This window comes from Neisseria sp. P0014.S009 (assembly GCF_051958155.1).
Lineage (GTDB): Bacteria > Pseudomonadota > Gammaproteobacteria > Burkholderiales > Neisseriaceae > Neisseria > Neisseria flavescens_C.
In genome coordinates, this window is record NZ_JBQCVS010000015.1 from 40,821 (window position 1) to 48,247 (window position 7,427).

Below are 7,427 nucleotides of genomic sequence, written 5' to 3' on the forward strand. Positions count from 1 at the left end.
GAGCGGACGATGGACGGGATTGAATACAACTTCGCAGGGCTGGTCGATAAAGCCGCTTTCGAGCATTTCAAATCCAAGAAAATCCTGCCCGGATTCAGTCATTACGATGTCTGGCTGTATCAACACAGCCTTGCCTTTACCGTCACCAAGATGATGGACGCGGATATGCTCGCCGAAGTCAAAGACGCCATTGAATCCGCGCAGCAAAACGGTACGGCATTTGCCGATTTTAAAAAGCGTTTAAAACCGTATTTGATGGCAAAAGGCTGGTGGGACGAGCAAGTGATGACCGACCCGCTGGACGGCGAGCCGAAATTGGTACAGCTCGGCAGTACACGTCGTCTGAAAACCATCTTCAACACCAATATGCAGACCGCCTTTGCGGCGGGGCAGTGGCAGCGGATTCAGGCAAACAAAAAAGCCCTGCCGTATTTGCGCTACAACCATTCCGCCGCAGGGCATCCGCGCGACAGCCATAAACGCTACTACGGCTTAGTCCTGCCGGTCGATCACGACATTTGGAAAGTCATCTTCCCGCCCAACGGCTACGGCTGCAAATGCTCGGTTTCCGCCCTGACCCGTCGGCAGGCGGAGCGCGAAGGCATCAGCGGCGAGCCTGATGTGGATATGGTCGAGTTTACCAATCCGCGCACAGGCAAAACGGTATTGATACCCGACGACATCACGCCGAGCTTCGCGCACAATCACGGCGACAGGCTGGGCGCAATGGACGCGCTGTTTGGCGAGAAAAACGGCGAAGAGGCACTGGCTGCCATGATTGCCGAGCGCGAGGCGTGGCTGGACAAGCGGTATAGCGTGCCGTCTGACAAAGTGGCGGTGTTGGCTTTGTCGGACAAGGTATCTGAAAAAGAAGTGCGCAGGCTGACAAAAGAGCAGTCTGCCAACAATACAAAAGACCACGAAGCGAGAGCTGCGGCAGCGTGGCAGGCTGAAACGGGCGACAGGCTGGAAGTGTTTGATTTGCCCGTAGAGAAAGGTAAGGGTCAAGCCGATTATCTGATTGTTTCAGACGACCTGCCCCGTGAAGAATGGGTAAAACTGGATTTTATGTTTACCGAAAATCCCGAACGTGCGGAATTGATGAACCGTTATTTTGCGCACACCGCCGGGGCGTGGAATACTAAGGTCGATAAGATTCGGGAACATTTTGATAAAGCCGATATTGTCCCGCTTGATTTACGCCATCTGAATGCGGCAAACCGGCATAAATTGTTGCAGTATGTGTTATCATTGCCGAAAGAACAGCGGGATAAAGTTCGCTTATTGGTAAAAATATCGGAGTAAGTCATGCCGTCTGAACTGTATGTCAGCCGCGAAGTAAAAGTATTTTTAGGCGGGAAAACCGCCCCGTCCGAATTGTTGGACTATCTGTACCCGCGTCTTGCTGAAATTGACAAGGAGGCAGCCGAGCAAATGCAGGGCGAGTTTTCGGGCTGCGTGTTTTCGATTGCGGATTTGTCCGCAGCGGCATTCGCCCGTGTATGCGGATGGATACTTGAGGCTGCTGAAAAGTCCGAGTGGATTAAGCCGTACAAGTCCGATTTAAAAACCGCGCTTGAAGCTGATCCGAGATTTAAACCTGTATAACTCCGAAGGCCGTCTGAAACCGACTCAGACGGCCTTTTTCATAAACGCTCAAATTCCGCGTTTTAACGCGTTTAAATGCTTGGGGTAAGCAAAGATATATCCAGCATTTTAAAATCAATCCTAGAGGCTTCTAAAACGCCCCTGAATCGAATTTTAAATAGATGAACTGCGCAAGGCCGTCTGAAACCTGATATTCGGGTTTTGGGCGGCTTTTGCATTTGGATTGGGAAGTGAAATCCTGCCGTCCGTCTTTTTGAACTTGGCAAGGCAAAATGGAGCAATGGATACGAACAACACCCCCCTCAAAATCAAATTGTCCGCCGCGCTGCCGGTTGCCCTGGCGACCGGTGCCGACAAGGTGCGTACTTTTAAAGGCGTTGCCAATTCGGGCAAGCCCTTCGGCTACGGCAGTTATCAGACAGTCGTCGATTTAGCCCAGCTGTCGCACAAAGCGTCCGTCCCCGTCCTATTGGAGCATTCCCCCGTCAAGATGGCGGGCGTGTGCAGCCTGTCGGTAACGGCGGACGGCCTGATTGCGGAAGGTAGTCTGTTGTCCAACGAGTTTGGCACGCAGATCGCCGAAGCAGCCGACCAAGGTTTCCCTTGGGAAATGTCGGTTTACGCGCAGGCGGAATCCTATGAGGAGCTGGCGGCGGGCGCAGTATTGTCCGTCAACGGCAACGAGGTAACCGGGCCAGCTGTCATCCTGCGCCGTTGTGCGATACGCGAGGTGTCGTTTACCGCCGTCGGTGTAGATGGCGAGACGGAGGCGGTGGTGTTGTCGGACGGCAGTCCCTTGCCGGATATTTTTAAACAACCTTTGGAGTTATCTATGACACCCGAAGAAAAGAAAGCGTTTGACGACCTGAAAGCGGAAGTCGATACGCTCAAGGCTGAAAAAGCCGAAGCCGAGAAAAAGCTGAAAGAAGCCGAAGCGGCTGCCAAGAAAAACCAAGTCAAGGCGAAATTGTCCGCCGCCGGCTTTAAGGAAGGCGAAAACGGCAAGTTTGAAGGCTTGTCCGACGCTACCATGACCGTGCTTTTGTCTGCCGACATTGAAGCGGCAGAAGCCATGATTGCCGATTTGACGCCGAAAGCCCCCCAGTCTGCCGTGCCGCACGCACTGTTGAGTGAAGGCGCAGGCAAAGACGAATCCGAACACACCGGCGAGGCGGAGGGCAAGTTCTCCGTAGCCAGCCACAAAGGCTTATTGGGAGGCTCTTATGTCTAAAGCCAAAACCGAAATCCTCGGCCCTGTTATTTCCGACTTTTTGAAATATGAAGCGACGCCGTTGACGCGTGTGGCGATTGCTGCTCCGCAAGGCACAAAAGCCGGTACATTTGTTAGTTGGAAGTTTCGCAATGAGAACAAACTGCTGGCATTGACAGATGAAACCGACGGTAAAGTCATCGTACAGCCGCACAATTGCATCATCAATCTGAATCGATGCTCAGACGATGCAATTCGCGACGGCATGTCGAGATCGTCAGCTGATGTGATTGAGCAGCTGAATAAAGACGGCGATCCATACGGCATCGTTTATGTTGTAAACCGTACTGTCAAACCAAATGGCGACACTCTGTAACTACAAGGAAAAAATATGCCTTTATCTGACAACAGCAAATTCGGCGTGCAGGCTTTGACCACCGCCGTCAACAAAATCGACCCGGGCGCAAGCCAAATCCGCGAGCTGGGTATTTTCGAGCCCGAATATCTAACCACTACCTACGCCGACATTGAGTTCCAAGACGGCAAAGTCCACTTGGTAGCCAGCAAAGAGCGCGGTACGGCCGGCCAGGCGGTCGAAAGTCCGAAACGCACCGTGCGTACCGTCAAAATCCCACACCTGCCGATTCATGACGTCATCCGTGCCGATGACGTACAAAACCTGCGCGCTTTCGGCACGACCCAAGCCGCAATCGTCATGGACAAGGTCAACGAAAAGCTGGCCGGCGGCAAATCCGACCTTGAATACACCCGCGAACACCTCATGCTCGGCGCGTTGCAAGGCAAGATTTTGGATGCGGACGGCAGCGTGATTTTGGACATCAACACCGATTTCGGCGTTACACGCAAAACGCAAAACATCGAATTGTCGAAAGACACGACCAAAGTCGGCGCGGTATTGGACAAGCTCTTGTCCGAACAACGCCAAAAATTCAACGGTGCGCAAGTGCGCGGCTGGGTCGTGTATTGCGGCGCAGAGTTTTTGAGCGCGCTCAAAGAGCATAAGTCCATCTTCGAAGTGTACAAACGCTTTGACGAAGCACGCGCCTACCGCGAAGGCGATACGCTCAATCCGACCGAGTTTGTCCACAAAGGCATCCGCTTTATCGAGTATGCCAACCATTTCGGCAGCGCAGCCGACATCGGTGCGGACAGAGCCATTCTGCTGCCGGTCGGCCGTAATCTTTACAAAGAGTATTTCGCCCCTGCCGACATGAACGCGACCGTCAACACCCGCGCCCTGCCGTATTACGCCAGCCGCGAGAAATTGCAGCACGACAAAGGCTGGAGCCTGCACATGCAGTCCAATCCATTGCCGATTGCGCTGCGCCCCGAGTTGTTGGCAACGCTGACCATGTCTTAAACGGATTTCAGACGGCCTTTAAGGCAGTTTTAAAGGTCGTCTGAAAACGGAGGACGGCATGATTACCATCCAAGACATGATTACGCGTTTCGGCGAGCAGGAAATGGCGGAACGGTCGAATCATGAGAACTACGAAACCATAGACGAAGCGGTGATGGCGGCGGCAATTGCCGATGCGGAAGAAGAAGCGGCAAGCTACCTTCGGGCGGCGAAACTGTTTTTTACCAACGACACCGCGCCGCAGGTTTTGAAAATCAAAGTCTGCGACATCGCCCGCTACTACCTCTACGACGATGCGGTAACAGGTATTGTCGAAGAGCGTTATCAGTCGGCAATCGCTTGGCTGAAGATGGTCGTCAAAAATCCGAATATGCTGGACGAAAGCCGCGTATCGGATGACCGCAGACCGTCAACGTGTGCCGTTTATGTGAATGCCGAACCCGATTTGCGGGAATGGCTGAAGGAGTAGGCAATGCGGATTACGGTATCGCACGACTTGTCGCGTATCGCCCAAAGCCTGAACCGCCTGTCGGGCAGGTTGAATGGCAGCCTTGAAGAGCCTTTGCGCGCTATCGGCGGCATCCTCGAATCTTCGACCCGCCGCCGTATCGCCGAAACCAAAACCGCGCCTGACGGCAAACGCTGGCAGGATGTCAGCCCCACTACGGCAGAAGCCAAAAACGGACGCGGCGGGATTTTGGTGGACTACGGCAACCTCTTGGCAAGCATTACGCACGAGGCATCGGCAAAAAGCGTGATTACCGGCTCGGTAATGGGCTACTCGGTTTATGTGCAGGAAGGCACGAAAACCATGCCGGCGCGTCCGTTTTTGGGCTTGTCTTCGCAAGATTATCAGGACATTGACGAATTGATGTCCGATTGGCTGGAAGGATTGATTGTCTGATATGGCTTTAAAACAGCATGAAAACTTATTGGCGGTCTATCCCGAAATCCTAGGCCGTCTGAAAACCGTCAAAGGCATTAAGGCAGTCAAGGAGATCGGCGAACTTGCCGAGCTGCTCGCCCAAGGCGCGGCGAAACGCAAAGCCGCCCCGCTGGACGGCGCGGTCTATGTCGTTTTCGGCGGCTCGACCTTTGCCGACGAAGCGAAAAACGGCAAATACCTCAAATCGACGCTGCACTTTACCTTCGTCCTCGCACGAAGCTATACCGCCAACGGCAAATCCACGCTGTACGAGGTCGGCGAGACCCTGACGGCAATCCAACGGGCGTTTTCGGGCTGGGACGCGGGCGACGAATATGCCGTTACTCCCTTCCGCCGCATCGCCTCGCCATTCATCGAATACAACGACGGCTTTGCTTTTTACCCCATTTCATTCGCCTGCGACACCGTGCAGGCGGCAAACTAAAGGAGCTGCCACATGGCAAAACAAAACGACCACGGCTTAATCTTTGAGGGCGACGTCAAGGTACGCAACCTCAATCAAAAAGGCTCGGGCTTTATCGACATCGGCAATACCACTGCCCTGACCACGCAAACCAGCGTGGAAACCAAAGAGCGTGTGTCTAAGCAAAAAGGCACTTACGGCAGCGCGTTGGATAGCCTGAAAACCGTCAAGCCCACCGAAATCGGTCTGAAACTCGATACTTTCGACAAAGATAACCTCGCGCTTGCCCTGATGGGCGAAGCCGCCGTCATCGCGGCTACGGCGGATACCGTTACGGGCGAGACCGTGACCATCGGTAAAAAAGGCATGGCGTACAAACTGGCAAACGGCAATATCGATCCGGCTACTGTCAAAGTTAAAAACAAATCCCAAAACAATGTCGATGCCAAGCATTTGGACATCAATGCCACCTTGGGCATGATTACCATCCTGCCGGCCGCCGATACCGTCAACGACGGCGAAAACATCACCGTCGACTACAAAACCCGCGATTCGGGCGGCTACAAAGTCTCTGCCGCTACCTTGTCCAAATTGGACTTGGAAATCTACGTCGACGGCCGCAACCGCGTTACCGGCGAGACCGGCATCCTGCATATCCCCCATGCCGTACTGGCGGCGGACGGCAGTATCGACTGGTTCGGCGACGACTTTAATGAGGCGGAATTCAAAGGCACGGCGGTGTTGGCTTCGGGCGAGACTTCGACCTATTCCTTCACATCGTACAACAACTAAAGATTCGGTAATAAACAAAGGCCGTCTGAAACTGGCTTCTGCGTCTAGACGCAGCGGCGGCAGGTTTCAGACGGCCTTTTTTAAAGTGGTTTTAAAAACAGATTAGAACCGATGCAGGACTGATTTAATCAGGTATCCACTAACGGCCATAAAGGCGAAAAGTTCCAGCAGTTTCATGTCGCGGATGTGCGCCAACAGATCGAGACCGAGATACAGAGCGGCGAAACCAAAGAATGCACCGACAGCGAAAAGTATGGTTAGAGCGAGGGTTTTCATTGGCTGAAATCTGTTAAGGGTTATTCATTCGAGATAGTAAAGGTATCAAAATAATGGCGAATATTCAAGCAGGGATTGAGATTAAGGCGGGCGTCGAGGGTGTTGAAAACATCAAGGCACTGTCGGCACAAATCGAAGCAGCGGGTGTGGATACGTCGGCTTTGGCAAAAAGTACCGATGAAGCAGGTCGGGAATTTGCTGAAATTGCCAAGCAGCAGGGGCTTATCGACTATTACCGCAAGCTCGGCAGCGAACTTGAAGAAACGGATGTTGCGCTGAAGGCGGCAAAATCCAGCCTATCCGCCTTGTCGGCGCAAATGAAGGACAGCGCAACCAAGGCACAGGAACGGGAATACCAAAAACTTTCCGAACAGGTCAACAGGCTCGAAGGAGCAAAACGCCGTCTGAAAGACGGTCTTGCTCTCACCACACAGGCGATTAATGCGTCGGGCGTGTCCGTCAAAAACCTTGCTGCCGAAGAAAGACGACTGACTGCTGAGACAGCAACTGCGACGGCAAAATTGGATAAGCTGTCAGCCGAGGCATCGGAACTTAAAGCCATTGCCGATGCAAAAATCAAACTTGGTATCGATACCGATGAGAAAGCCTTGCGTGAGTTGCAGGAGCTTAAGAAAAGCTATGACCTTTTAAAAAGTAGCGGCACGTTAACCAAGGAAGAGCTCTCCCGTGCAACTGCCCACTATAACGATAAAGTGTTCCAGTTGAATAAGAGCTTGAGACCTTTGCAAAAAAGCCCTTCCTTCGACAGCTGAAACTCCAAAACAGGTTTTCGTCTATTTCCGCTCCTAAT

At 52.9% G+C, this 7,427-nt stretch carries 11 protein-coding genes; 10 read left to right on the plus strand and 1 reads right to left on the minus strand.

The window, feature by feature from the left end:
- Window positions 1-9 precede the first annotated feature (9 nt).
- The 9 genes from ACTHS4_RS09980 (at window position 10) to ACTHS4_RS10020 (ending at window position 6,340) form a co-directional block, all read left to right on the plus strand.
- Window positions 10-1,305, plus strand: a complete 1,296-nt coding sequence (locus ACTHS4_RS09980) for a phage minor head protein (RefSeq protein ID WP_440365875.1) — start codon at window positions 10-12, stop codon at window positions 1,303-1,305.
- Window positions 1,306-1,308: 3 nt separating this feature from the next.
- Window positions 1,309-1,608 (plus strand): hypothetical protein, encoded by a 300-nt coding sequence (locus ACTHS4_RS09985; RefSeq protein WP_049335934.1) that lies wholly within the window; start codon window positions 1,309-1,311, stop codon window positions 1,606-1,608.
- 280 nt (window positions 1,609-1,888) lie between these two features.
- Entirely contained in the window at window positions 1,889-2,839 is a 951-nt protein-coding gene (locus tag ACTHS4_RS09990) for a hypothetical protein (RefSeq protein WP_440365876.1), read from the plus strand.
- Window positions 2,832-3,194 (plus strand): oxaloacetate decarboxylase alpha chain, encoded by a 363-nt coding sequence (locus tag ACTHS4_RS09995; protein WP_440365877.1) that lies wholly within the window; start codon window positions 2,832-2,834, stop codon window positions 3,192-3,194. Before ACTHS4_RS09990 ends, ACTHS4_RS09995 begins: the two co-directional genes overlap by 8 nt.
- A gap of 15 nt (window positions 3,195-3,209) precedes the next feature.
- A complete protein-coding gene (locus tag ACTHS4_RS10000) occupies window positions 3,210-4,199 on the plus strand; it encodes a major capsid protein (protein WP_440365878.1) in 990 nt (329 codons plus the stop codon).
- 58 nt (window positions 4,200-4,257) lie between these two features.
- The gene (locus ACTHS4_RS10005) at window positions 4,258-4,668 is read left to right on the plus strand and encodes a phage protein Gp36 family protein (protein ID WP_049323787.1); all 411 of its coding nucleotides are present in this window, start codon (window positions 4,258-4,260) and stop codon (window positions 4,666-4,668) included.
- Window positions 4,669-4,671: 3 nt separating this feature from the next.
- Window positions 4,672-5,103 carry a phage virion morphogenesis protein gene (locus tag ACTHS4_RS10010; RefSeq protein ID WP_440365879.1) on the plus strand — a complete coding sequence of 144 codons (432 nt, stop codon included), beginning with the start codon at window positions 4,672-4,674 and terminating at the stop codon, window positions 5,101-5,103.
- Window position 5,104: 1 nt separating this feature from the next.
- On the plus strand, window positions 5,105-5,569 hold the full coding sequence (locus ACTHS4_RS10015) for a phage tail terminator protein (protein WP_440365880.1): 465 nt from the start codon (window positions 5,105-5,107) through the stop codon (window positions 5,567-5,569).
- Window positions 5,570-5,581: 12 nt separating this feature from the next.
- Window positions 5,582-6,340, plus strand: coding sequence for a hypothetical protein (locus ACTHS4_RS10020; protein WP_049323790.1), 759 nt, complete (start codon window positions 5,582-5,584; stop codon window positions 6,338-6,340).
- 102 nt (window positions 6,341-6,442) lie between these two features.
- Here the strand turns inward: ACTHS4_RS10020 and ACTHS4_RS10025 are convergent, their stop codons facing one another.
- The gene (locus ACTHS4_RS10025) at window positions 6,443-6,616 is read right to left on the minus strand and encodes a CDP-diacylglycerol--serine O-phosphatidyltransferase (protein ID WP_440365881.1); all 174 of its coding nucleotides are present in this window, start codon (window positions 6,614-6,616) and stop codon (window positions 6,443-6,445) included.
- Window positions 6,617-6,669: 53 nt separating this feature from the next.
- Here ACTHS4_RS10025 and ACTHS4_RS10030 point away from each other — a divergent pair, with 53 nt between their 5' ends.
- On the plus strand, window positions 6,670-7,389 hold the full coding sequence (locus tag ACTHS4_RS10030; RefSeq protein ID WP_440365882.1) for a hypothetical protein: 720 nt from the start codon (window positions 6,670-6,672) through the stop codon (window positions 7,387-7,389).
- Window positions 7,390-7,427: the final 38 nt, after the last annotated feature.